At 42.5% G+C, this 24088-nt stretch carries 15 protein-coding genes; 5 read left to right on the top strand and 10 right to left on the bottom strand.

Annotation, left to right across the window (positions count from 1 at the left end; genetic code table 11):
• Window positions 1–22: 22 nt before the first annotated feature.
• The 7 genes from LNTAR_RS14905 to LNTAR_RS25860 all read right to left on the bottom strand — a co-directional run bounded on the left by LNTAR_RS14905 (window position 23) and on the right by LNTAR_RS25860 (window position 13794).
• Window positions 23–1723: a WD40 domain-containing protein gene (locus tag LNTAR_RS14905; protein WP_007279556.1), complete on the bottom strand. Its 1701-nt coding sequence runs from the start codon at window positions 1721–1723 to the stop codon at window positions 23–25.
• Window positions 1713–4118 carry a DUF1549 domain-containing protein gene (locus LNTAR_RS14900; protein WP_007279555.1) on the bottom strand — a complete coding sequence of 802 codons (2406 nt, stop codon included), beginning with the start codon at window positions 4116–4118 and terminating at the stop codon, window positions 1713–1715. Before LNTAR_RS14900 ends, LNTAR_RS14905 begins: the two co-directional genes overlap by 11 nt.
• Complete coding sequence (locus LNTAR_RS14895; RefSeq protein ID WP_007279554.1) at window positions 4115–6382, bottom strand: hypothetical protein; 2268 nt, start codon at window positions 6380–6382, stop codon at window positions 4115–4117. Before LNTAR_RS14895 ends, LNTAR_RS14900 begins: the two co-directional genes overlap by 4 nt.
• Window positions 6366–7622: a DUF1501 domain-containing protein gene (locus LNTAR_RS14890; RefSeq protein ID WP_007279553.1), complete on the bottom strand. Its 1257-nt coding sequence runs from the start codon at window positions 7620–7622 to the stop codon at window positions 6366–6368. Before LNTAR_RS14890 ends, LNTAR_RS14895 begins: the two co-directional genes overlap by 17 nt.
• Window positions 7623–7730: 108 nt before the next feature.
• Window positions 7731–9440: an arylsulfatase gene (locus LNTAR_RS14885; RefSeq protein WP_007279552.1), complete on the bottom strand. Its 1710-nt coding sequence runs from the start codon at window positions 9438–9440 to the stop codon at window positions 7731–7733.
• A gap of 118 nt (window positions 9441–9558) precedes the next feature.
• Window positions 9559–10923 (bottom strand): DUF1501 domain-containing protein, encoded by a 1365-nt coding sequence (locus LNTAR_RS14880; protein ID WP_007279551.1) that lies wholly within the window; start codon window positions 10921–10923, stop codon window positions 9559–9561.
• Between the two features lie 9 nt (window positions 10924–10932).
• Window positions 10933–13794, bottom strand: a complete 2862-nt coding sequence (locus LNTAR_RS25860; protein ID WP_007279550.1) for a PSD1 and planctomycete cytochrome C domain-containing protein — start codon at window positions 13792–13794, stop codon at window positions 10933–10935.
• Between the two features lie 168 nt (window positions 13795–13962).
• Here LNTAR_RS25860 and LNTAR_RS14865 point away from each other — a divergent pair, with 168 nt between their 5' ends.
• From LNTAR_RS14865 to LNTAR_RS14855, 3 genes are all read left to right on the top strand, one after another.
• Window positions 13963–14475, top strand: a complete 513-nt coding sequence (locus tag LNTAR_RS14865) for a sigma-70 family RNA polymerase sigma factor (RefSeq protein ID WP_007279549.1) — start codon at window positions 13963–13965, stop codon at window positions 14473–14475.
• Complete coding sequence (locus LNTAR_RS14860; RefSeq protein ID WP_007279548.1) at window positions 14472–15899, top strand: FecR domain-containing protein; 1428 nt, start codon at window positions 14472–14474, stop codon at window positions 15897–15899. The genes LNTAR_RS14865 and LNTAR_RS14860 overlap by 4 nt, the downstream gene beginning before the upstream one ends.
• A gap of 191 nt (window positions 15900–16090) precedes the next feature.
• Window positions 16091–16300, top strand: a complete 210-nt coding sequence (locus LNTAR_RS14855; RefSeq protein ID WP_007279547.1) for a LamG-like jellyroll fold domain-containing protein — start codon at window positions 16091–16093, stop codon at window positions 16298–16300.
• A 515-nt stretch (window positions 16301–16815) separates the two neighbouring features.
• On the opposite strand, the gene LNTAR_RS14845 is transcribed toward LNTAR_RS14855, so the two are convergent.
• Complete coding sequence (locus LNTAR_RS14845) at window positions 16816–18336, bottom strand: hypothetical protein (RefSeq protein ID WP_007279546.1); 1521 nt, start codon at window positions 18334–18336, stop codon at window positions 16816–16818.
• Window positions 18337–18511: 175 nt separating this feature from the next.
• Between LNTAR_RS14845 and LNTAR_RS14840 the strand changes: the two genes are divergently transcribed.
• Together LNTAR_RS14840 and LNTAR_RS14835 are read left to right on the top strand one after the other, a co-directional pair.
• The gene (locus tag LNTAR_RS14840; protein ID WP_007279545.1) at window positions 18512–18934 is read left to right on the top strand and encodes a helix-turn-helix domain-containing protein; all 423 of its coding nucleotides are present in this window, start codon (window positions 18512–18514) and stop codon (window positions 18932–18934) included.
• A gap of 324 nt (window positions 18935–19258) precedes the next feature.
• The gene (locus tag LNTAR_RS14835) at window positions 19259–20326 is read left to right on the top strand and encodes a tetratricopeptide repeat protein (protein WP_007279544.1); all 1068 of its coding nucleotides are present in this window, start codon (window positions 19259–19261) and stop codon (window positions 20324–20326) included.
• Window positions 20327–21090: 764 nt separating this feature from the next.
• Here the strand turns inward: LNTAR_RS14835 and LNTAR_RS14830 are convergent.
• Both LNTAR_RS14830 and LNTAR_RS14825 read right to left on the bottom strand, forming a co-directional pair.
• Window positions 21091–22656 carry an outer membrane protein assembly factor BamB family protein gene (locus LNTAR_RS14830; protein WP_007279543.1) on the bottom strand — a complete coding sequence of 522 codons (1566 nt, stop codon included), beginning with the start codon at window positions 22654–22656 and terminating at the stop codon, window positions 21091–21093.
• Window positions 22657–22747: 91 nt separating this feature from the next.
• Window positions 22748–24076 carry a DUF1552 domain-containing protein gene (locus LNTAR_RS14825; protein WP_007279542.1) on the bottom strand — a complete coding sequence of 443 codons (1329 nt, stop codon included), beginning with the start codon at window positions 24074–24076 and terminating at the stop codon, window positions 22748–22750.
• Window positions 24077–24088 lie beyond the last annotated feature (12 nt).

Here is a 24088-nt window from a genome sequence, read left to right as displayed (position 1 = left end):
CTCTTTGCATGCAATAAACTGGTTATTGGGATGCATTTAATGTCTTTCCGTCGTAATCGCTCATGCGTTGGCTAAGCTGATTTTGTTTTGTGAGTGATTTATGGGCGAGTTTTTTGAGGCGATAGGCCTTGTGGAAGTGTTGGGCGTTTTGAGTGTAAAGTCGGTTGAGGCTGATGTGGTCACGTTTCTCGGCTAAGGCGGATTTGATTTCATCAATCGTATAGAGCTGTTCGAGCTTGAGTGCCTGAACTTGTTCTTTGAAATTAAACTCTTTATACATTTCCATGTGGCGCTGACGATTGAGCCGTTCTTTTTCGATGTTGACTTGCTCCTCTTGCTTAAGCTGACTATTAACTTGCACTAGGTTTTGAGGTCGCAAGCTAATGAATTGAGCTTCTTTGCTTTGCTTATCCTTGACTAGCATGCGACCGCTATAGTTACTGGCTATAATTTTGTCATTGTGGTAAAGGGCCGTGAGCAAGGGGGCTCGCTGTTTACAGTCGTAGTTGGCAATTTGCTTGTAATTGGCATCGTGAACACGGATGAAGCGGTCGTGACCAGTACTGCAGATCTCACCTTTTTGGTTAAAACTCACACTATTGATGTAGCCTTTGTGGGGTTTTAATGTTTTGAGTGAACTCGCTTTTTGAGGATCAAAAAACATGATGCTCGAATCTTCACTTGACGAGGCAAACACTTTTGAGTCTGGTCGCCAAGAAATTGCGCTAATGCGACCCTTGTGTTTATAGAGCGTATGGAGCTTTGATAATTCTTGGGCATCCCAAATAATGATTTGCCCATTGCGATCACCGCTAGCAAGGTATTTGCCATTGGGACTAAAACGCAGTGCTGAAACCCATTCGGAATGGGCTTTCTCTTCTATCAGCAACTCTTTGTTTTCCAAGCTATAAATTTTGATTTTTTTGTCATTGGAACCAATGGCGAGGAGTTTCATGTCGGGACTTATATGAGCCACGTGCACATCCATTGGATCGTGCTTTAAAGTGAAGATTCGGCATCCACTGTTCACATGCCAAATCACACAGAAACCTTCATTGCCAATATGACCACCAGCGGCTAATAAATACTGACCATCAGCACTGAAACTCAAATCATTAATATTACCCTCGGGGAAATCTAAATAACCCAAGAGCTTCTGTGTGTCGCTGTGGTAGAGTGAAACTTGTTTGTAGAGACCAAAGGCAATAAGAGGGGAGAAAGGACTCGCTGCCATGCTCCTGGCAGGTCCATGGTGCTGATGAAAATGCCAGGGAATGAGGTTGAGTTGCTGGGGCATGATGACTTGCCCTTTTTTGCTTTCGCTGGCTTTAAAGGCATCATTTTTCACAAAGATCTTCTTTTTACTACTGCGGTTCTCAAGCCCCCCACCGAGAATCCATCGTTTGATCATTTCCACATCATTTTTATTCATGTGAGCACCTTTGGGAGGCATGCGAATATCGCTATCATTTGTAGTGATACACTCAAATAGGACCGAGCTCTCGGGGTCGCCAGCTTCAATAATGCTCCCGGCAGATGAACCTGCCATCGTTTGGGCATAGGAAGTCAGGTCGAGTCCACCTTTGGCTTTATTGGCATTATGGCATTCACTACAATCTGCTTTAAAAATTTGGCGGACGTGGTCGTCGTAGGTGACCTTCTGGGCTTGAAGAGAGCCACAGAAAAGTAGAGTGATAAGTATGCTGTGAAATTTAGCGAACAAAAATAAACTCCTTTGAGTTTAAGATGGCCCAAAAAACATCTTGGTGAAGGTCGCGGGGGTTTTCTGGATTGGTATAGAGTGCTTTAAGCTTTTCCATCTCCTGTGCAGTGGGAGGACGAGATAGCGCTCGAATATAGAGTGTGTTGATGAATTTTTCCGGATCCCATTTTTCATTCATGGCTCGTTGAACAAAAGGGCTGCCGTTAATTTTATCATTAATAGTTTTACCATTAAGTAATTCGAGTGATTGAGCGAGATTCGGTTCAGTCATAGATTCGCAGGCAATAGTGGGGCTCTTGCGGTTGACGCGGCCGAAGGTGTTGAGGAAAGAGCTGCCAGAGTTGCTGACGAGTAATTGAGTGGCTTTGGCATCCATATAGCTATTGCTAAAGTAATTTTTGGTTTCGGTGATTTGAGTGATGGCATTGAGCAAGACCTCAGCGCGTATACGGCGTATGGGTGCCGTGGCAAAGTATTTATCTAAGTTTCCTTTCGAGTCTAAACTTGAACTGGCAAGGCTATAAGTATTTGACTTACAGATATCTTTGGCAAGGCGAATGAGGTCGAAGTCGTACTCGATAAACTTTTTGCTGAGTGCGTCCAGTAACTCGGGATTGGCAGGGGGATTACTCAGACGGCGATCATCAACAGGATGAATAATGCCGCGGCCAAAGAAATGTTCCCACATGCGATTGGCAAGGGTCGAGGCGAAGTAGGGGTTTTGTTTATCAGTTAGCCAATCAGCCAAAAGCTTGCGACGATCGATTTTTTTATCTGTGGGAGTCTCTCCACCAAGGAATTTTGGATCGAGAGCTTTTTTGTAGACGGGGTGTTTGATATCGCCAGAATTTTTATTGTAGACGATTTGAGCACGGGGGTCTTCCGCGTTCTTACGACCAACATGCGCAAAGAAAGAGGAGTAAGAGTAGTAGTCGTCCATAGTCCAGCGATCAAAAGGGTGGTTGTGGCATTGCGAGCATTGCAAACGGATACCCATAAAGACTTGAGCGACGTTTTCACTGATGATTTTATTATCATTTTGAATTTGATAAAAGTTGGCTGCGGGATTCGCAAAACTATTGCCTGAAGCAGTGATCAGTTGGTGAGTGATCTCGTTAAACTTCTTGCCTTGGTGAAACTGGTCGCGAACCCAAGATGAGTACAAAATCACGTTTTTGAGGTCGTAATTGTTGTCAGTACGGATTTGTAAGAGTTCGCTAAACTTCATAGCCCAAAGATCCATGAAATCAGGACTTTGAACAAGTTTGTCCACTAAGAGGTCTCGTTTGTTTGTCGTTTTATCATTGATAAAAGCATGATACTCATCTTCATTTGGTAAGCGCCCACAGAGATCGATATAGAGGCGGCGGATAAAGACTTGATCACTACAAAGTTTATTGGGCTGCATGCGCAGGCGTTGCCATTTATTATTGTTGGCTTTGTCGATATAATTTTTCTCGGCGATTGCAGTGAAAGTTTCAGCTTTTTCGGGGATAACAATGCAAGTGCTGAGGGCATTTAGCGTGCCGTAACGTACCATGAGGTGGGCTTCACCAGGAATTTTTGAACTAATAAAAGATTTGTCTTCTACTTCTGCAGAACTCGAGTCACTAGTGAAGAAGGCGCAGAGGTCGGTGACGTCGCGGTCAGTACCATCGGAATAAGTAACGCGAACAGAAATTTTTTGCTTGGCCTTGCCGAACATCACTGAACGCTTTGGGAAGACTTCTAGTTTGACGGCTTTTTTAATATCTTTTTGATCGACGGGGGCGCCACTTTCGAGCCAAGAAAGAATTGTTTTATAGTGTTTTGAATCCTTTTCGAAGAGCTTACCTCCCGTGTGTGGAACCGTTTTGACAGCTTTTTGGAGGAGTAGGCTATCTGCAGGAACGGCTAAGTTAATACGACGTCCAGATAGATCGAATTTAATACGTCGAAAATCACCCATGGGGTCGTAACCAAAGAGGGAGAGATGAAATTTTTCTTGTCCACGAGATGCCCCGTGACAGCCACCGCTATTACATCCCGCTCCAGTAAGTACGGGAACCACGTCGAGGGCAAAGCTAGCCTTTTCTTTCTCTTCAATTTTTTTAACTTCAATGGAAAGAGTTTCAACTTTGTCTTGATAGGAGACTTTTACCGAAGTCTTCCCCTTTTTGAGAGGAATAAAGCTGGCATTCTGATATTTAACGAGAGTCGGATCTTGGATTTCAATCTTAACTTTTGAACTTAAGTCAACGGTACTTAGGTCTGCAAGGGTGCCTTGGGCCACAAAAGCTTGAGAATCAGATTTGTGATCGAGGTAGAGAGTCTTTGGAGAGATTTGGAGCTCTTCGATGGGAAGTGCCCAAAGGCTCGAAGTCCATAGGATTAAAAAGCTGATGAGATATTTCACGATGACTTCTTCTTTTTAGGTTTAGGAACGTAGATCGTGCCATTGCAACGCAAGTTTTGATTGAGCTGATGACCATTGTGAGTGAAGTCGAAACGTATGTAGCCGTTGCGGTGGTAACCGATGTTGGCACTTTCGCTAGCAGAAATTTTAAAAGTGAGGGTTTTGTCGATCTTATTAATTTCAATGGGTTCAGCCTTTATGCCATTAGGTAGGCCTAGAAGAGTCGCCTTAATTGGAAATTGTGGCGTTTTGCGAGCCGTGATATCAACTGTGATTTCTCGTTCTTGTCCGCGTTGAAGCGAGTACTGTTTCATTTTTAAATCGAAGTAATGCTCTTGGATGTCGATTTCTTGGGAATTGGAACTGAGGTTAAAATCTTTGCCCTCGTGTTTACTTATGGCATCGAAAACGAATGGCCACTTCCCCAAAGGGGTGCTTGATGAGGCTTGGATTGAGTAGTCAATTTCGTTTTTATCAGCAGGGATTTTAATTTGATCCCGCATGGAAAGGCCAGGTAAGACCGATTTGGCCTTGATGGTGACTTCGCCTTTAAAACCTTCTTTGCGATGAACGCGAATTTTACTTATGTGATTGCCAAAGCGAGGCATGGGGCTGGTGTTATTTACGATCTCGACACTGTAGGGGGCAGCAACTGTGCTCGCAGTTGCAAGTGTTTCACCACGGTAATGACGGTATTCTTTATTGTTGGGTCCCATGAGCATGATTAAGCTTTCTTTATAATGAGCCTCTTTTACTTCGGCATTTTTGACTTGTGCGGATAAGTGAGTGCTCCATAATTTTGAATCCTTTTTAAGAGAAAAAAGAACGGGGATTTTATTGCTCTTCTCGGGGTGTGCCAAAACTTTGTAGGTGAGTGTTTGAGGTAAATTGGAAAAGCTGTAATCAATTGCGGATTTCGCATTTTCGCGGTTTAAATCAAAAATAACCAAGCGATTGGATTCTGGGCTGATGTTGATCAACTGCCCTTTATGAGTTCTTTGTTGGGAGGGGTTCAAGGTGAACTTTAATTGTGGCTTTTGGTAGTCAACGAGGATGCGATAAATAAAACGAGGCGAATAGTTCTTGTTGAAGTCGCGAATTTTGACAAAGTAAGTTTCGTCTTTTTTAACTTTGCTGATCACTTTTGGGTCAAGTGAACCACTATCATCTTGTCGTTTGATGAGCTTGCCATCTTTATTATAAAACTCCAAGAGCGCATCCAATGGGGAACGCAATTGACGGGCGAGGACTTGGATCTCAAGTTGACCATCTTTGGGTGCTTTGAAACTGAACCAGTCCACATCCTGTTTTTGATCGAGTCTGCCATTGAGTGCGAGGGGGAAATCGGGGCAATGAGTCGCCTTATCTTTTTCATAGCCCTTTTCTTGGTCAAAGAAATTCTTGTGATGCGAGACGTGAAAGGGGACGTGGTGAACCGAATTTTGATCAAGTAAAATTTGCTTCATGCCTTCTTTCACGGTGATCGTTTTCTCTGTAGTGATTTCATCCCCATAGAAACAAAGTAGCTTTTCACTCTTCTTGGCTTCTGAGCCCGCAGGAAAAACTTGAATTGCATTCAGTACGGGGGCGAGGTGTAAGCGATATTCACCACCTCCGAAACGATAATCGTGAACTTGTAGGTAATAATCACCTTCATAGGTCGCAGTGAAGTTAATCATGGGGTCCTGTTTAAGTAGGAGAGAATCATCATTAAAAGCAATTTGCTTTTGATCTTTATCAAAGATTTTAATCTGACAATCATAAAAGCCAATGGCGAGGTTCAGGCATTTTAAGGAGGCCGTAATTTGCTGTCCTTTCTTTAGTTTGAAGCGGTAGTGATCGATGAAACGGTTCGTGAGCCGAGCATTAACGCTACAAGGAACAGTGAGTTCGTAGGCTTTGTCAAAGCTGAGGTTTTTGCTAGTTTTGATGATTTCAGGGTAGGGGGCAATATGGATATAACGCATATTGCTTAAGCCATCTTCACCAAGAACTCGAAAGGGGTGAAGCCCGGTTTCAGCATCAGCACTTACAGTGATTTTGACTTTTAATTTATTTTTCTCTAATTCCATTTTGTCCAATTTAATGCCCTCTTTGTAAAAAAGGATATCTTTTGCAAACTTGAAGTTACTTCCCTCGAAGACGAGCTCAGTTTGAGAGCCTTTTTGAGCTCCCATAGGGAAAAGTTTTTTGACTTCAACTAAAGCGTGGCTTGGGAGTTGAATGGAGACAAAAAGATGGAGGAACTTAAGCCAAGATGTCATTAACTACCTGACCTCCATAAACAAGGCGAACGGGTCTCTCTCCTGGAGACATAATAGCTTTATCAGGGTCAATGCCCATGAGTGTGTAGACAGTTCTTGCGTAATCCGCAACTTCTACGGGGCTATCTTCAACTGTACTTGAAGTGGTATCTGATTTTCCGTGTATATAACCGCGTTTAATGCCTCCGCCTGCCATTACCATGCTGAAAACTTTTGGGTAATGATCGCGGCCAGCGGTTTTATTGATTTTCGGAGTTCGTCCAAATTCTGAATTTAAAATGACTAAAGTGGAATCGAGTAAGCCACGTTGATCCAAGTCCTTGATGAGTGCGGCAAAAGCTTGGTCGAGTGGAGGTAGATGTTTGCGGATGCCATCGCGGATCTTGTCGTGATGATCCCAGCCACCGGCAGTGAGGGCCACGTAACGTGAACCGGCTTCCACTAAACGGCGTGCTAAAAGCAAACGTTGACCCGTTTGATTACGCCCGTACCAATCTTTGGTAGAATTCTTTTCTTTACTCAAATCAAAAGCTGCCACGGCAGTCGGGGAATTCATGAGTTTATAAGATTCTTCATTGAAGGCGTTCATGGCCGATACGATCTCGGCTTCGTGATTAATAGCTGAAAGGCTATTCATATCCGCTAAAATATTTTTACGGCGATTAAAGCGCTCTTCCGTGAGCTTGTCATGACGTTGCAAGTTTTGGACTTTGAATTTGCTACTCGAAGGGTCGCCTCCAGTAGAAAAAGGTGAGTAAGCACTACTTAAAAAGCCTCGGCCTGAGTATTCGTTAAAGGCTTTTGGAATGCAGACGTAGGGAGGGATGTCATTGCGCGTGCCCAGTTGTTGGGCGGTGATAGAACCTAAGCTCGGGTAGACAACGGCGGGGTTGGGACGGTAGCCCGTGAGCATGTTGTGGGTGCCGCGCTCGTGAGCGGCCTCACCATGAGTCATACTGCGAATAACGCAAATTTTATCGGCGACTTGAGCTGTTTTGCGCAAATTTTCGCTGAAACGTTCGCCAGTGATTTTTGTGGAGATAGAAGAAAAAGGCCCGCGGTATTCCGATGGATTATAGGGTTTGGGGTCAAAACTCTCTTGGGCAGATAAGCCACCAGGTAGGTAGATGTGAATGACTGACTTGGCGCGAATATTACCTTTGTCGGCGGCCAAGCCGGGCATGGAGAGCGCACCGCCAAAAGCGGCGCCCGCTTTGAAGAAGTTCCTGCGATTTAACATAATTTATCACCTTTATCATTCACACTATATAAATATATACGAAAAAATTATGTTATTCTTACTCCCAAATTGATTTTTGTTAAAGTTTTATTAAATATTAAAGCCAAGTTATTTAGTTGGGTTTTTCTTTGGCTTCTTTTTTGTCTTTTTATTCTTGCTTTTGGGCCAGGGCGTAACGAGAGTTCTTTCCGCTTGTTCGGTCCAAAATTTCACCATAGACTCGAGTTTTTCGGGATGTGTTTTGGCGAGGTTTTGAGTCTCACTGCGATCTTTTGAAAGGTCATAGAGTTCCCATTCAACTTCATCTTGACCATGGCGGCCTTTTGCCACAACTTTCCAATCGTCGATGCGAACGGCACGGTTGCCTTCGTGCTCCCAAAATAAATAGGGGCGTTGCTGACCTTGGCCATCAAAAATAGGGATTAAACTGATGCCTTCCATTGGAGTGATTTCTTCGTCATTAAACTCCCTGGGGTAGGAAGCTTTGCCGATTTCTACACAGGTGGCCATGATGTCAATGAGGTGGCTTGGCTGATGGCGCAGTTGATTTTTTACAGTGATTCTCTTGGGCCAGTGAGCAATGAGAGGTGTGGAGATACCACCTTCGTGAACATAATGCTTGTACATGCGAAAGGGAGTGTTGGAGACATTTGCCCAGTTGAGGCCATAACCAATTGCGGTGTCCGCAGGGCCAGGCATCACATGACCGCGACGCATGGGGAAGCCTTCACGACTCTTTTTGGGAGTCATGTCGTATTGATGTTCATCTTTGCCCATGGGACCGATATTCGCTTTTCTTTCTACTCGCGCTCCTTTAGTGTCGCGTCCATAGGCTTCCTGGCAACCACCGTTATCCTGCATGTATAAAATAAGCGTATTGTCTAATTCGCCTTTGAGTTTGAGCGTGTCGACAATTTTGCCAATGCCTTGGTCCATGCGATCAACCATCGCTGCATAAACTTCCATTTGGGCCGATTCCCATTCTTTGTCGGCGACTTGAGCCCAGTTGCCAATGGTCTCAGTATATTGGGCATTTGGAATAACACCTAGTTCTTGCGCTTTGGCAAAACGTGCTTTTCGAATGGGTTCATAACCCTGATCATACTTACCTTCATATTTTTTGATGTCTTCAGGCAAGGCGTGCAAGGGCCAATGGGCGGCCGTGTAGGCAACATACATAAAGAAGGGCTTTTGAGAATCGTGCTCATTGATGTATTTAATAGCGTTATCAGAAATGGCATCGGTGTAGTAGTAGGTCTCGGGTTGGTACTCTGGGTCGTTCTCTGGAGTGATGTATTTGTCGTCTCTTGTTAAGGAATTGGGGTCAAAAAAACTTCCTGCCCCGTGAATTGTGCCATAAAAATGATCGAAACCACGATTGAGAGGCCAGTTGTATTGTGACTCTTTATCATCATTTAGGAGGTTTTTGGTAACATGCCATTTGCCCACCATATATGTGCTGTAAGCTGCAGGTTTGAGAACTTCGGCAATGGTCACACTTGTTTTGTTTAGATCACCGCGATAGCCATCGGTTCCCCTATCACTCATCATGTGGCCTATGCCAGCTTGGTGTGGGTAGAGTCCCGTGAGGAGAGAGGCGCGAGTCGGGCAACACCGACCCGTATTATAGAATTGCGTAAATCGCAAACCTTCTTTGGCTAAACCATCGAGATTTGGGGTATCAATTTCGCCACCATAAGATCCAATATCAGTGTAGCCCATGTCATCGGAGAGGATGACGATGATATTGGGACGTTCGTCAGCAGATAAAAAACTCGTAAAAAGTAAAGCAGAAGTGGTCAGGAATTGTTTAAGCATCTCGGTTCCATAAATTATAAATTAACATCTATAATGATACACCACGAAATCTCAAAAATATCTTTTGAAGAATATTTTTTCTATGAAGGGCTTCTAAAATGAAGCCCAAATTAAAGCTTTAGGCGAGGATTTCTTTTATTACTTTGGCTTTATGGACACCAGTGAGCTTGGAGTCGAGTCCTTGGAATTTAACCGAGAGACGATGGTGATCAATACCAAAGAGATGGAGGATAGTGGCGTGCATATCGCGAACATGAACGGGATTTTCGGCAATCTCGTAACCAAATTCATCAGTTTTACCATAGTTTATGCCGCCCTTAATGCCGCCGCCGAGAACGACGTGAGTGAAGGCCGACATATGGTGATCACGGCCAGTTCCTTGAGCCATCGGTGTACGACCAAATTCACCACCAAAAACAATCAAGGTTTCATCGAGCATTCCGCGTTGTTCAAGGTCCGAGATTAAAGCAGCTGTCGCTTGGTCCGTAAGTTTAGCCGCATTGGGGAAGGCACCTTTGAGGTTGCCATGATGATCCCAGCCACGGTGGTAAAGTTGAATAAAACGTACGCCATTTTCGGCGAGCTTACGAGCCATAAGGCAGTTTGATGCGTAGGAACCATCGCCGGGTTTACAGCCATACATACCTAAAGTGGCTTTACTTTCCTTTGAGTAATCAGTGAGTGCCGGAACTGAAGTCTGCATTTTGAGGGCGAGTTCGTATTGAGCAATACGCGTTTCAATCGCGGGATCATTTTGCTTAGTTCGCAAATGTTTATTGAGTTTAGCAATATTCTCAATAAGACGTGATTGGTGATCGAGAGTGACGCCTTTTGGGGAGTTGACGTAGTGAACGGCGTCGCCCTTCGAGTTAAATTGAACCCCTTGCGTTTTACCTGGCAAGAAGCCATTGCTCCACTGACGAGAAGAAATCGGTTGTCCTTGGCCGCCACCTTGAGAAACAAGGACCACATAACCGGGTAGGTCATTGGTTTCTGCGCCAATCGCATAATTAATCCAAGAACCCATACTCGGGCGACCAGGAAGGATGGTTCCCGTATTAAATACGGTGTGCGCAGGGTCGTGATTGATTTGATCCGTATGCATCGAATTAATGACGCAGAGTTTGTCAGCATGCTTGGCTATATGAGGGAATTTATCGCTGATTTCCAAACCTGATTGACCATGTTTATGGAAATCAAAACGCCCGCCGAAACATTTGAGTTGTTTTCCCTGCAACTGAGCCAATTGCTTGCCTTTTGTCATGGATTCAGGCATGACTTTACCATCCATTTCTCGGAGGAGGGGCTTGTTATCAAAACTTTCGAGTTGAGACATGCCACCTGCCATACAGAGGTGGATGACGCGTTTGATTTTTGGATTGTAATTGGGGAAGCCAGGTGTGATCGCTTCATGAGCATTAACGGGAAGTCCCGCACTTAAACCAAGAGCACCACTTGTTTTTAAAAATGTTCTTCTATTCATAATGATCTCCTAGTATACCGTAATTGTTTCGTGAAGGTTAAGCATGATTCGAGCCACTGAAGTCCAGGCGGCTAATTCCTTTGGATCAAGCTTTGGATCAACAACTTTTAATCCTATTTTCAAGAGCTCAGTCGCTTCTTTAGGCTTATCGCTGTAGTACTTGAGCTCGGTATCGGCGATTTTTTGGAGTTGCGCCAGTTCTGTGGCATCAGGTGTACGCCCAGTTGATTTTTCGAACATCCAATGCAAGCGTTTGTTCTTGTTTTCAAAAAGTGTGAGAGTACTTTGAGCGAAGTTTTTGGCCGCTTCCACAAAACTTGGATCATTGAGTAAATTGAGGGCCTGGAGTGGGGTGTTAGATACAGATCTTGCCGCTACACACTGTTCACGACTCGGAGCATCGAAAGCTTTTAGCATGGGGTGGAGGTACGTACGTTGGCGGTGCATATAAACGCCTCTGCGGTACTGCTGATCATTATTATCAGCTTTGTAAACTCTTCTTGGAAAGTTGAGATCTTTGTAATAGCCTTCGGGTTGATAGGGCTTAACAGCAGAGCCACCTTGATTGTGGATGAGAAGTGAAGAGATTTCCAATAAGTTATCACGGAGGAGCTCAGCCTCTAAGCGCCTAGAATTTTGGCGTGCCAAATAATCGTTAAAAGGATCGTATTTTTTTAGGGTCTCTTGAGCATTACTACTTTGACGGTAAGCGCGAGAGCTCACAATAGTTTTTACTAAAGCTTTGATATCCCAGTTACTTTTCAGTTCTGTGGCAAGGAGATCGAGTAGCTCGGGATTCTCCGGTGCTTGACCTTGTGCACCGAGATCCGTAACGTCAGCAGCAAGACCACGCCCGAAGAACTGCTTCCACAAGCGATTTGCAAGGGTCCGTGAAGTGAGTGGGTTGTCCTGCGACGTGAGCCATTCTGCTAAATCGAGGCGAGTGGCGCGACCCTCTTTATTAATTTTTCCGAGGAAAGCGGGAACAGCTGGCTGAACGATTTCGCCGCTATTATCTTGCCAATTGCCTTTTGGGAGGAGGCGCACGAGACGAGGCTTAACTGCGACAGTGATTTGACAGAGTTCTCTGGTGTTCTTCTCGGTGTTTTTAAGCTTGTTTTTTAATTGAGCAATTTTTCCGTCGTGAGTACGGTATTCAGCATTGCTTAAGTAGACGAGTAATTTTTTCTTTTGAGCTCTGTTTCCTGTATGAAGGGTCTGCAAATGTTTTCCGGTGTAGAAACAGCCAGTATAAGAAGAAATTTTCAGTTTGATCCTAGGTGATTTTTCAAACTCAAGATCGACTCGGTAGTCACCTTCCATGTTGTGGTGCGGAGTCATGACAAGCGCCTGCATTTTCTTGTGATCAGCTTTCCAGCCTTGAGGATTTTTATGAATCAGGAAATGAGGATGGTAGCCACCATGGGAATGGCTCGCATCTGCATTTTTATAAGTGATAGCTTTGCCATCTTTACTAATGCTCAAACCCTTAAGTGCGGGCAGGGGCTTATCGGACTTCGGGAATTCAAAGGCAATTTGACCAGTAGCTTTATCAATTTTGATTGGTATGGAGACTTTTGCCGTGTCGATTTGTGTCTCGGCATGCACAGTGAAAAGCGAGTTGAGTTGTTTTACTTTGGCCTCTCCAAAAGTAGCCCCAGCTAAAGAAGCTTTTACAATTTCTTCTGATTTAGCTAAGTCAGCTTTGATAGGATTGATAGCAGCATATATCTCGGGCTGATTAAGTGTGATATAAGGAGGAAAGGGGTCTTCATTTCTTAATCCTCCTTTGCCAGAAGGATTGCGGTTATAAACGCCAACCTGTTGGATATCGGAAAAGAAGGCCGCAAAGGCATAAAAGTCTTTGGCCGTGAAGGGGTCGTATTTGTGATCGTGACATTCGGCACAGGCAAGTGTGCTGCCCATCCAAGCAATGGAAGTTGTGGCAACGCGGTCTTGTGCGTACTTCGCAAGGTATTCGTTTTCCTGTGCGCCACCCTCACGACTCATCATATTGAGACGATTGTATGCCGACGCAATGAGCTGATCTTGAGTCGGATTGGGGAGTAAGTCGCCAGCGAGTTGTTCCTTGGTGAATTGATCGAAAGGCATATTTTTGTTGAAGGCTTTAATGACGTAATCTCGGTAAGCTTCCACGTGCTGGATTTGATCGCCGTGGTAGCCAACCGTATCGGCGTAACGCACCAAGTCGAGCCACATCACAGCCATTTTTTCGCCAAAAGCTGGTGAAGCTAAAAATTTGTCAATCAATTTTGACCAAGCGTCAGGGGAGCTATCCTTTAGGAAGATTTGAATTTCCTGAGGGCTCGCAGGAAGTCCGCGCAGATCAAAGCTTAAACGGCGAACGAGAGTTCTTTTATCGGCTTCTTCACTAAAATCGAGCTTGTGTTCTTTGAGTTTTTTGCTAGCCAGTTGATCTACATTGCCTTGAGGTTTTTTGATGCTTGTGTACGCCCAATGAGGTTCATATTCTGCACCAGATTCTATCCACTGACGGATCGTCTCTTTCTCTTTTTGACTGAGTGGCTTGTGGTGTTTGAGGGGAGGCATGACGTCGTCTTCGTCATAAGTCATGATGCGTTCCCAAACGAGACTTTCATCGGGCTTGCCAGGAACAATAGCTGGGTCGAGAATTTTTTTCTTCCCATTCTTACTTGTGTAGTGACGCTCTTTTGCGGCCTTGTCAAAAGTGTGGAGTTGTAGCTTACCTTTTATATCATGGGCATCTGGACCATGGCAGGCATAACATTTATCTGAAAGGATGGGTAAGACGTCTTTATTAAAGTTGATATCTTTTCCCTGACTCGCTAGGGAGGAAAGTATCAATGAACCAAGTAAAATTTTCTTCATGTAAACTCCGTTGTTAAAAAACTTGTTATGCTCTATTTCCCTATCAAACCATTTTGTTACGCCAATATTTCAAAAAAAATAAAAATTTATAAAAATTAGAAATTAATTAGCTTTTTTGGTAACAAAAATGAAGTAGTGGGAAATAGTAGGTAAAGAAGAGTTGAGTTTATGAAAGAAAATACAGATTTTATACGCGAGTTTGCGCCGGTGCAGCATCACTTACATATGTACATCAGGTCACTCGTGCCTAATTTTAGTGATGCCGATGACCTGCTTCAAGAAGTGGCGGCTACAGCCTGGAAAAAGTATGAGAGCTTTGATTCAGAAAAGTCTGAGTTTAAATCCTGGCTTTTTGGCATTGCTCGCAATAAAGCCTTGCACTCAAAGCGACGTTATTTACGAACGCAAAATCTCCTCAACGAAGTTCAAATGATTAATGCAGAACAATTTTTTCTAAGAGAGGGTTTTACAGCCAGTGATGAACGTCAAGATGCGCTCAGCGAATGTATGAATCAACTCTCTGATGATCAAAGAAAGCTTTTGCTTGGCCGTTATCGCGACAAGAAAAAGAGTTATGAACTCGCAGATTTATTTAAACGCAGCGCCGAACAGGTTCGTATTCAGTTATTTCGTTTGCGTAAGGTTTTGAAGGTTTGTGTGATGGAGAAAGTGGAATTATGAAAGAGCTCGAATTACTCATAGATAAATGCCTACATGGTGAAGCATCGGAACAAGAAGAGAAACAATTGCAAGAATTGATCTCTGAGTCCGAGGAAGCTTTTGAGTTTTATTTAAAATCCATTCAGCAGCACAGTGACTTAAAAGAATGGGCAGATGCTCAAGAAATTGAAGAAAATAAGCCTATAAGCTTTCCCTTTTTACGCTGGGGTATGGCTTTAGCTGCCATTTTGGTGACGGCTTTTGTCTTGATGACACCAAGTACAGTTCAACCAAATATCCTTCTCAATATTCACTCAGTGAGTCACAATTATAAAGTGATTCGCGCTGGAGAAATGATCAAAGGGGTAAGCCAAGTTCAACAAGGCGATCAGATTTTAGTGGGTGATGGCGGGCAGGTGCGTTTAGATGTCAAAGACCAAGAGAGTCATATTTTTTTGATGAGCAATAGTAGTGTCAATTTTATGAACCGCGACTGTAACAAGATCAATCTTCAACAAGGTGAGATTCGTGCCAAGCTCGAAAAACAAAAAACGCCTTTTATCATCAAGACCAATGAAGGTGAAGCCGAAATTATCGGTACGGAATTTTCACTGACGGACAAAGGGGAAACTCAACTTTGGGTTACGAGTGGTCAAGTCAGATTAAATCGTGGTGAAAAAGACTCCGTACTCGTTGGCGCAGGTCAAAGAATTGACACAGAATCCTTTCGAGTAGAAGATAAGAGCGGTGATCAGCTTATCCCCAACCTCTATCAAGGGGTAGAATACTTCTATTATCGCAACCTTCGTCAAAGTTTGACTCTGGATACCGATATGGTACTTATCGATCATGGGGTGAGAACAGACTTTACTTATTACACGGGTGCTTATGATGGCTATGTGCGAGCGGCGCCAACGCATAAAAGTTTTGTGAGTACAGAGCCTTTTTTAATGGTTCTTAAAGCGCATTACAAATCATCACAAACGGGATTGCATACATTGCAGCTAAAGAGTCTGCGAGAGGTCAATTTACGCGTCAATGAAAAATTATATAAATTAGATGGACGGGGACAAACTCAAGTTCATTTTAAAGAGGGCTTTAACCTGATTGAACTTAGAACGATAGGGGGTAAGGAAGCCGACACGGGGGAAATACTGGTGGATTTACAAGTCAGTTCGCAAGAAGGTGAATTAGTTGGATTATCTAGTGAGCAGCTTTTCTACACCACAACAAGTGAGCTCCCTGACTTAAGTCAAGACGAAATGCAAGAGGCTTTGACTTGTGATTTGCCTCTGCGCGAAGATTTTGCGGATCGTGCAAATGGTGTTTTAGCGAAAGTAAAAGGAGAACCTGTATTCGTCAATGATCCAGTAATGGGACCGGTTTTACAACTCAATGGCAAGTCAGACTTTCTTCACATCGCAGAGCAGATGAACTCGGCCTGAATGGTTCGTATACAGTAGCTTGCCGAGTTATTTACTGAGCTAGAAATGGCGGAAGACAGATGATGGCATTTTAGTACTGATATGACCCCTCGCCTGTGAAGTAATCAACATAGTTTACTCATCAGAAGACGTCACCCTACATGCACACTTTGCTAACGATACCGTTTCCAGTCAAGTCTCGAAGAGAAGCGTTGTACGACTTAGCTTTCCGTTTCGATAATGGCGTTCAGTCCATTTTTGTTGATGGTGAATTAGTCACGAGTTCTCAAGGTCACGCCAACCTCTACTCAAGAGAAGAGTTTCAAATCGGCACCTGGGGAGGCAATTTCATGAAAGGTCGCATTTGTGATGTGAAAATTTTCAATCGCGCCCTCTCAATCAAAAACATCTCCGAGCTATAATTTTAAACTTTAGGTATTTTAGCGTTCCCAAAAAGATTCTTCTTGTTGTTAAATTAAGAATGCCGAAGGTGTGAAATAACTTAACCCAATGGCGTAAGCCTTGGGGCAAACTCACTCATTGTTTTTGAATACTGTAGGTATGGCATAGAGCACTTTTCGATCTCAATAATAAATATGTATCATAAGGCATGTAAGAACTACGCTTAACCATGATACAGCAGGGATCAACCATAATAAGTAGAGGTTTTTTTTAAGTTTTTTCTTTTTTAAAGATCTAAGGATGAAGTGACTTAAAATAATTAGTATCAGTGAAACACTAAACCAGAAATAGCGATCATCAATAAAGTGTCTATAGCGACGATGCACAAAATATTCTTCTGGTTTAGCGATGTAAAACGACCACCAAATAATTATTTCATAAGTCCAATAAATGAGCATGGTAGCAAATGTTATTATTGAAATAAATGAAAGAGTTTTGAGTCTATTCTTCATAGGAAAAAAATTTAGTCTCATATTTAAACTTGAGTCTTTAATCGCTCTTGTTTAGGGCCAGTGCCTTTCTTCGCTTTGCGTAAATTGAGCCAAGTACCCACGCTTAGTAAAATGAAACTAAAGGCCACGTAATGCCAGCCAGTCATATTTTGCACAAAGGTGATTAAGTGCTTGCTGAGTGGCGTTAGGATAATGAGTCCCGCAACCTTGTTGTTGAGAGTTTTAATGTAGCAAAAAGCTAAGCTCAAACAAAAAATACTTCCACTTAAGGCGAGATTAGCAGGTAAGAAAAATAAAGCACCAGCAAGCATGATCATAATGACTTGGTCGGCGAGCTTATCTTTGTGGCTGAGGCGATTAAGGATCAGTAAAATAATCGCAAAAAAAGTGAAGAAACTGGAACCCGTATCCCAATTGACTTGGCGCAGTATTTCACGCAAGGGGACCTTATCCACGAGGTGAAAACTCACAGTAAAAGCAAAGAAAATGAGACCTAGCAGATGTTTACGGTAGCATGACCAAGCCAAAATTGTTGCGTAAGCCGCAAAAATAAAAATGGCTGAGCTACGGTAATGATGAGCTTTGAAAATATCCATATAAATCATGATAGTGGAATAAAAAATAGCTCCATAGGCAAGGCTATCATAACGATACTTTTTCCAAAGAAACAGACAGCCTGCAGTACACAGTGCTAATAAGCCCGGAACCTGTAGTAGCTCCATGTTAAACTTCCAATAAAATTCTGAGATAAATAGAATCACTGCGGGGCAGAGGGCGAGAGCAAATCGTACTTCTTTAAGCTTAATACAGTAGGCATCAATGAAATAGAAAAAGCCAATAAATATCAGCGGGAAAAAATCTCGGAGAGTGTAAGTAACAGAAAAAATGTAATCGAGCGCTAAGAAATTGAGTAAGTTGACAAAACTGATGATTAAAAGGAAAAGTTTCTCAAGAGTGAAGTTATTCCGAATGAGCGGGTCGAGGCGCGGCTTAAAGTTAATCACGAGGCAAACAAAGGCTCCAAGAAGTGAATAACGCCAAAGAGAATGTGAGCTGAGGTTATTTTCTAGTCGCAAAGCTAAGTAGCCAGGAAGCATGAAGTTGATGATCGATAGGGTGATAATACCAAGCAATTCTAATCTAGGAAAATTAAGTTGCCCATGTTTTTTGAGAAGCCAGAGTTTAAGCAGAGAAAAGGCACTTAAAGCAGCCCCTAAATAGAGGCTGAGCATCGCATCATCACCGGCTAAAGAATTGAGAATGATGCCACTCGACATATAGAAAATCGCCAAAATAATGATTAGGGAAGCCGTTCGGAGGCGCTCTCGAATTAAAAGAAAAATAAAACAGCCGATGAGGGCTATCTCGTATAAGTACAAACTGCCAATGCTTAAAACTTTCTCGAGGATTTGTTCTGTGAGTAAAACGGGTGACATGATTTGGTAGATCCCCCAAATAATCGAAAGGGCACTGAGGCAATAAATGCTACTGCCTCCATTTTGGAAGAGGTAGTTTTTAGCTTTAGTAAGAATATCATCACTCATTTTATTTCTCCTAGTTTATTTAACTTTCATATACTATCATAAACTATCTTATTTATTCTTCGCAAGCTTTTTAAGTGATTTTTTCTAGGAAAATGTCTCATTTTGCTTTATTAATCTGGGTTTTTGGTCAAAAAGTGATAGAGTCAATGAAAGTAAATGATAGTTGGAGAGTTTTATGTCTGGTCCTCGTTGGTACACAATTAAACAAGCTGCTGAATACCTAAGTATTGGTGAACCCACCCTCTACCGCTGGATGCGCGATGGTAAAATTACAGTGAGAAAAATCGGTGATAATACCCGTTTTTTACAAGAGGACTTAGATTCCTGTATTCAGGTTATCCCTAGTAAAAAAGATGTGGCCTTGGTCACAAAAATTTGTCCAGCCTGCCATAGTGATAAAATGTGTAAGGGCTCGTATCGTGGAACGGGTAAGCTTTATTTTTACCCTGAAAAATCAAAGTTTTGGACTTTGAAAGACTCCAATATCCCCAATACTTCATATATGTGTGAGAATTGTGGTCACATTAGTTTCTTTGGCGATACAGAAAAACTAAAAGCCCTTAAGCCAAAAGCTAATGAGCCAGAAGGCGAAGAATAAATTTACCCGCCTGGTTAAGCAATGGCACCTTTTGCTTGTTTCTAAAGGTTTTTCATCCGCCTGGTCAAGGAATGGCAATTCCTTGCTGGGGGAGTTCGAGGGGGACAGCGTCCACCTCGTGTGCGAAGCACTATGTTTTTATTATTAGTAAAATTTACGATCACCAATAAATAGATACATAACTTCTTCAAGATAAGAAAAAGCGCATTTCATGAGATGCGCTTTTTTTGTTTTTATTAAAATAATACTTGCGGATCAAATAAATACTTATTATAGTTTTTGATATCATATGATAGTATATGATAAAATAATAAGGAGTTCAGTATGAGAAAGTTTATTTGTTTACTAATCATTGGAGCTTATCAGCTCTCTGCTTGTGTTAATTCAACTTATTCGCGTTTAGATGAAAAGCGGGTGACCAACGAATTGGCTTACATAGTCATGGGTCAGTTTGCTCATCGTAGTACGGAGTTCTATCGCTTCCAAGAGAAGAAAGCTCAAGCAAGTTTATCGGAAGATGAAAACAACTTTTCGGCTCACAATGATTTAGCTGTGGCTTACATCAAGCTCGGACGTTATCAAGATGCGGAAAAGGAACTGCAAAAAAATGAAGATCTCTATCCTGGAAAATATGAAACAGCAGCCAATCTAGGGGTGCTCTACAAAAAGAAAGAGAATTTTGTCCAAGCCGCAAAATATATTGAAAAATCATTACAGATCAAAGCAGGGGGACATATGGGCCTTGGAGATTACTACCTCAAGATGTGTGAATCGCTCGCTAAAGAAGATCTTACAATCAACTTTTTAGGTGTCGCGTATGATGCCGAGCCACAAGTGAATGCTGATGTGGCCAATAAGGAGTATCTCATTAGTCTCATTAAAAACGATTATATGTTTGCCGATGCCTACCTCATTTTGGGTGATGTTTTTTTTGTGGAAGGTGAATATCAATTAGCTGCCTTGGCTTATGGAAGGGCTTATGACCTTGGTGTCCCTATCAGTATTTTCTCTAAAATAAATTTGTTAAGAGATAAATGGCATGCTAATAAAAAAGCTGGCGAGGTTGTTGAAGATAAAATACGTATAAGTCGTTCAATTAGAAAACCGCTGGGTCAAGCAGATGCGTGGGTGAGTGAGTTTAAACGAGTGGATGCCGAGTTAATTAAAAAGATGGGAGAAGCTCAAAGTATCGATGCCGTCCTTCAGGAAATGGAGAAGCAGGGAATAAAACGAGAACTTCCTTTAACGGTTGGGGTGTTTAAAGGTTACCGAGTCGATCCAGGAGCCATTTTCTTTTGGGTTTGGATAAGTGTTATCGCAATAATCGTTTTCTTAATTATCAGAAAACGAATTAAGAAAAACAAGAAAGAAGCCGCGGTCAATGAGCAGTAAACGCATTAGCTCTGCTAACTTTTATCTTTTTTGTCTTGGCGCCTTCGCGAGATAAGCTTAAGAGCATCTCGATACGCTAACGTAATACAAAATAGATATAATATTTCACGCCAAGACGCTAAGTCGCCAAGAAAGGCATTAAGGGCAAAATTGAATGGTGAACTATAATTTTAAATGATAATGAGTGGGAATAACTAAAACTATTCCTTACTCTGCACCGCAGCGACTCTGCGTGATAAAACTAAAGTAATTTATAAAGAATAATTGCGGAACAAAAACTTCGTGTCTTGGCGTCTTCGCGAGAGATCTAGGCGCAATTCCATGTGCTAATCCGACTACAAAATAGATATGTTTTCACGCCAAGACGCTAAGTCGCCAAGAAAGGCATTAAGGGCAAAATTGAATGGTGAACTATAATTTTAAATGATAATGAGTGGGAATAACTAAAACTATTCCTTACTCTGCACCGCAGCGACTCTGCGTGATAAAACTAAAGTAATTTATAAAGAATAATTGCGGAACAAAAACTTCGTGTCTTGGCGTCTTCGCGAGAGATCTAGGCGCAATTCCATGTGCTAATCCGACTACAAAATAGATATGTTTTCACGCCAAGACGCTAAGTCGCCAAGGAATAGGAATCAATTATAGATTTTGAATTGAGCGATCTTTAAATTACTCTAAAACCGCATTGAGTTCAATCAAGAAAAGAAAAGCCTTTGCGATGGTCGCAAAGGCTTTTGGTGAGCAGTTGTTATCGAGAAGTTTTATTTATTCTCGATGCAAATGAGTTGCTTGAGGGTACGGTGGTAGAGCTTACCATTGGCGAAACTTGGTGTATTGAGTGACCAAGCTTTGCCTGCAGCGCCTAAGTCACTGATGCTGAGTAGGGCAGATTGATCAAAGGTCTCTGCATTGGAATCAAAAACGTAAACGCGACCATTCTGAAGCGTGAAGTAAATTTTATTATTAACGGCAATGGGATTACCGTTGAAGACCCAGCTCCAGCCATTGCGCTTGGAGCGCTTATCGCCGGCAGTATCGAGACCGAGATTATTGATAGTGTTCGCTTTGATGTCTTCGAACCATACTTTGTTACCATTTTTGATCGAGGTGGGGCACTGAAGGTATTCAACTTTACCCGTTTTAATATCGACACGTGCAAATGAATTGATGGGGCCAGCTTTTTTAACTGGGCCATAGCGTTCTGGACCAAAGCACATGAAGTAGAGTTTATCTCCTACTAAAATATTGCTGAACCAGCCTGGGAATACGTTAACACCCGTCTTTTCCACAAGATTGATGTCTTTATGTGCAATGACTTTTTTAGTTTTTTCATCGTAAAGATGAGCATCCACTTTTTTGACGAGGTCAAGCTTTTTAACTAGCTCACCATTAATGGAGTTTAAGATGTGAATTTCATGGTCGTAAGTCATCCAAATGGCGAGTTCTGAATTCCAAAGGGATTGATACAAGCACATGCCTTTGTCAGTTTTATACTGCCAAAGTGATTTGCCTGTTTGAGCATCTACTAAGCTGTAGCCTCGGGGATCTTCTGGTACTTTGTGGTGACCGCCGCGTCCAATGAGGATAGCATCTTTGCCATCGGCAGTTTTTGACATATAGGGAGTGTTGTAGTGGGTGAGGGCATCTTCGGAAATCCAAGCGAGTTTTCCAGTACTCTTATCATAAGCAAAAATATAATGCCAGCCATAGGTTCTCTTGTCGTCTTTTTTGTAGTAGGGTTCGACATTAAAAACGAAATCGCCTGACATGAGTGGTTCGTATTGCTTGTTAAAAGGAAACTTAACTTTATCGAGTTTTGCAATCGGTTCCCAGTCATGTTGCCAGATGACTTTGCCACTATGATCTAAGCATACAATAGAACCAGAAGCGTTGTAGAACCAAACGTGTTCATCATCGGCGAGAGGTGTTGGCGTTGAGCTATCACTAAAACCATAGAGTGAGGGTCCACCAAAGCTGCCTTTGATGAGGTGCTGCCAAAGGATTTTTTGGCTTTTCGAGTCGATACAAAGTGCGAGTATATGGGTACTGTTTTTATTGATTTTTTCTTTTGTGGAAGGTTCCAAAACTGTGAGGAATATTTTTTCTCCCACAATGGTAATTCCACTTTGGCCACCCTCGGGTAAATCCATTTTCCAAGCAATATTCTTGCCAGATTCTACTGAGAACTGTGCGGGTGCTTGAGTTGGTGATACGACCTGATAGGTGTTGTCAGGGCCTCCAGCAGAAGGCCATGCCTGATTTGTATTACTTACTGAAATGCAAGAGAAGCAAAAAGCAGGTATTAGAGATAAAGATAAAAGTTTCATGAGCACTCCCATTTAATTGTGCGTATCAATAAAGAAGCTCAGGCTCTGAAAACAAAGTTTCAGAGCCTGAGTGAATAAAAATAAATTAAGTTTAACTAAAGATGTCGCCGGGAAGTTTGCCCGTGGAGTCAGAGAATTTACTTCTATGAACACCTGCTGCATTCAACATACTGACAAAGAGGTTGGTCATTGGCGTCTTATCTTCAAATCGTTGGTAAGATCCGTGATTAACACCCATGTTCTTGCCACCCGCTAATACGAGAGGTAAGTTGCGCGCATTGTGAGTGTGAGCTTGAGAACTACCCCAAAGTACTTGTGTGTTGTCGAGAAGTGAGCCATGCTCATCTTTTACTTCTTTCATTCGACCTAGGAAATAAGCTTGCTGTTTCGCTAACCAGTTATCGTAAGTCGACCAAAGCATAGGGTCGTTTGAATGAGAGATACCGTGATGACCTTTCTTAGATCCAATGACAAGTTTTGGGTAATTTTCACCGAAGCCCATGCCATCTTCACGAGCGACTTGGAAGGTGATGGCTCGAGTGAGGTCCATTTCATAGGCTAAAACCATGAGGTCGTACATAGAGCGAACATAAGTTTCAGCATTTTTTGCTGGGTCAAGATCAAAGTTGAGTTTACTGTAATCAGCCTTTTTAAGAGGGATGTCTAACCACTCTTCATTCTTTTGAATCTGTTTTTCTACAGAGTCAAGTGAGGTGAGGTACTGATCCATTTTTTCCTGGTCACTTTTACCAAGATTGCGTTTAAGGTCTTTACTATTACCAAAAACAAGGTCGACAATTTTACGGCCACGTTGAAGTTCTTTACGGCGTGCTTCAGTCGAGCCATTGCCATTTGGATTGAAGTAACGCTCGAAGATTTGTCTATGCTGATGTTCAGTAGGAATTGCATTTCCGAGAGGATCAAATGAGAGTGAAGTTACGCGAGATTTATAACCTACACCACCATCTGCTGAAAAAGCAAAGGAGCGATAACGCGTTTCCTTGCCTACATGGCCAGCGAAAACTTGATCAACTGAAATATTGTTTTTATAAGTATTGCGAACATCGCCGCCCGTTAGCCATGTATCACCAGCAATGTGTCCTAAGAGCTGACGTGAACGCGGGTGAGAGAGACCTCCGAGAATAGTCATGTCATCTCTGAAACGGTTGAAGGGTTCTAGAGAGAAATTATTTTTATAATCACGCCCTTCTTGGTCAGGGAAGAAACGGTAACGTTTAGTTTCCTCTTTAGGTTTACCAGGTTCACAAGCGCCGTTTGGAAAGTAAACAAAACAGATACGTTTTGGTGCCTTATTTTTAGCTGCAGAGGCTCCCATGGCTTCCAAGTAAGGAAGCGCACAGGCAACACCAGTGCCACGGAGAAATGTACGTCTATCTAAATGCCAGGATTTTTTGCTCATTTTTCAGTTTCC

The sequence above is a fragment of the Lentisphaera araneosa HTCC2155 genome (assembly GCF_000170755.1).
Lineage (GTDB): Bacteria > Verrucomicrobiota > Lentisphaeria > Lentisphaerales > Lentisphaeraceae > Lentisphaera > Lentisphaera araneosa.
The sequence above is the reverse complement of the archived record's forward strand: the minus strand, read 5'-3'. Positions and strand labels throughout refer to the sequence as shown.

What these genes read in the sequence shown, in the direction of transcription:
- LNTAR_RS14840 (WP_007279545.1), top strand. Translation starts at nt 18,512, where the DNA reads ATGTCTGGTCCTCGTTGGTACACAATTAAACAAGCTGCTGAATACCTA.
- LNTAR_RS14860 (WP_007279548.1), top strand. Translation starts at nt 14,472, where the DNA reads ATGAAAGAGCTCGAATTACTCATAGATAAATGCCTACATGGTGAAGCA.
- LNTAR_RS25860 (WP_007279550.1), bottom strand. Translation starts at nt 13,794, where the DNA reads ATGAAGAAAATTTTACTTGGTTCATTGATACTTTCCTCCCTAGCGAGT.
- LNTAR_RS14895 (WP_007279554.1), bottom strand. Translation starts at nt 6,382, where the DNA reads ATGACATCTTGGCTTAAGTTCCTCCATCTTTTTGTCTCCATTCAACTC.
- LNTAR_RS14835 (WP_007279544.1), top strand. Translation starts at nt 19,259, where the DNA reads ATGAGAAAGTTTATTTGTTTACTAATCATTGGAGCTTATCAGCTCTCT.
- LNTAR_RS14825 (WP_007279542.1), bottom strand. Translation starts at nt 24,076, where the DNA reads ATGAGCAAAAAATCCTGGCATTTAGATAGACGTACATTTCTCCGTGGC.
- LNTAR_RS14865 (WP_007279549.1), top strand. Translation starts at nt 13,963, where the DNA reads ATGAAAGAAAATACAGATTTTATACGCGAGTTTGCGCCGGTGCAGCAT.
- LNTAR_RS14830 (WP_007279543.1), bottom strand. Translation starts at nt 22,656, where the DNA reads ATGAAACTTTTATCTTTATCTCTAATACCTGCTTTTTGCTTCTCTTGC.
- LNTAR_RS14885 (WP_007279552.1), bottom strand. Translation starts at nt 9,440, where the DNA reads ATGCTTAAACAATTCCTGACCACTTCTGCTTTACTTTTTACGAGTTTT.
- LNTAR_RS14880 (WP_007279551.1), bottom strand. Translation starts at nt 10,923, where the DNA reads ATGAATAGAAGAACATTTTTAAAAACAAGTGGTGCTCTTGGTTTAAGT.
- LNTAR_RS14845 (WP_007279546.1), bottom strand. Translation starts at nt 18,336, where the DNA reads ATGAGTGATGATATTCTTACTAAAGCTAAAAACTACCTCTTCCAAAAT.
- LNTAR_RS14890 (WP_007279553.1), bottom strand. Translation starts at nt 7,622, where the DNA reads ATGTTAAATCGCAGGAACTTCTTCAAAGCGGGCGCCGCTTTTGGCGGT.